The organism is Hydrogenophaga sp. GW101-3F08 (assembly GCF_059424585.1).
Map to the genome: position 1 here is coordinate 1 of NZ_JBWKZP010000023.1, position 1377 is coordinate 1377.

Below are 1377 nucleotides of genomic sequence, written 5' to 3' on the forward strand. Positions count from 1 at the left end.
TGAGATAGCCCCCTGAACACCCGGACCCGTCCTATCGCTTATCTTTGAAGATAGGAGTAGGACTATGAGTACGAGCAGGCATACGGACACTGTTGAAGTCATCTTGAAAGACCAGCGCCGCCGGCGCTGGACCCCCGCGGAGAAAGCCGCGCTGGTGCGGCGCACGTACGAGCCGGGCATGAGCGTGTCGCTGGTGGCACGCCAGGAGGGCGTCGCTGCCAGCTTGCTGTTCCAGTGGAGAAAGCTCGATCGCCAAGGCGCCCTGATGGCCGTCAGTGCCGGGGAAGCGGTGGTGCCGGCCTCGGAACTGGCCGCAGCCCGCGCCGAGATCGCCAAGCTCCAGCGGGTGCTGGGCAAGAAGACCCTGGAGAACGAAATCCTCAAGGAAGCCGTGGAGTACGCTGCCGAAAAAAAGTGGATTGCGCGCTCGCCCTTGTTGCCCGGGGACGACCAATGAAGACGGTCTGCCGGGCGCTGGGCGTGGCGCGCTCGCATGTGCATGAGCTGCATCACCGCAGCGAGGACTGGCGCGATGGTCGCAAGGGGCGCACACCAGCGGGTGACGTGCAGTTGCTCGCCGAGATCCGAGAGCAGATCACCGATCTGCCCAGCTACGGGTATCGACGCACCTGTGCCCTGGTCAACCGCCAGCGCAGCGCACGAGGCGGTGCACGGGTCAATCCCAAGCGGGCCTACCGCGTGATGGCCCAGGCCGGGTTGCTGCTGCCCAAGGCACCCCGACGGCGCCAGTCCAGCAGAAGGCACGAGGGCAAGGTGGCGGTTGGGCACAGCGATCTGCGCTGGTGCTCCGATGGGCTGGAGATCAAGTGCGACTCGGGTCAGACGGTGACGACCACGTTCGCCAAGGATTGCTGTGACCGCGAAGTGATCGCCTGGCGTGCCTGGGAGGGCAAGGGGCTGCCGGGGGAGCCGGTGCGCGAGATGCTGATCGAGGCCGTAGAGAAGCGCTTTGGATCGGTGGAAGCTGTACCCGCCGATCATCTGCTGGAATTCCTCAGCGACAACGGCAGTGCCTACATCGCAGCTGAGACCCGAGGGGTCGCGCGTTCACTGGGGCTCAAACCGATCAACACCCCGGTGTGCAGTCCGCAAAGCAATGGCATGGCCGAGAGCTTCGTCAATACGTTCAAGCGCGACTACGTGGCCCAGATGGACCGCAGCGACGCAGCCACCGTGTTGGCGCAGTTGCCTGCGGCCTTCGAGCACTTCAACGAGGCGCATCCGCACTCGTCGTTGAAAATGCGATCACCCAGAGAGTTCAGGCGGCATCAGGCCGCCCAGGCGCGCCAATCGCCCATCAAGGGCACGGCGTTACGTTGCGAATAGGACGGGTCCGGGAATACGGGGGCAAGATCA

1 protein-coding gene is annotated in these 1377 nt (G+C 64.6%); it reads left to right on the plus strand.

The window, feature by feature from the left end; translation table 11 throughout:
* Positions 1–64 precede the first annotated feature (64 nt).
* Positions 65–1347, plus strand: a protein-coding gene (locus AC07YZ_RS25425) for an IS3 family transposase (protein WP_494796783.1) whose coding sequence is annotated in 2 segments (ribosomal slippage) — positions 65–416 and positions 416–1347 — 1284 coding nt in all. Because the reading frame shifts where the segments join, the coding sequence is not laid out codon by codon here.
* Positions 1348–1377 lie beyond the last annotated feature (30 nt).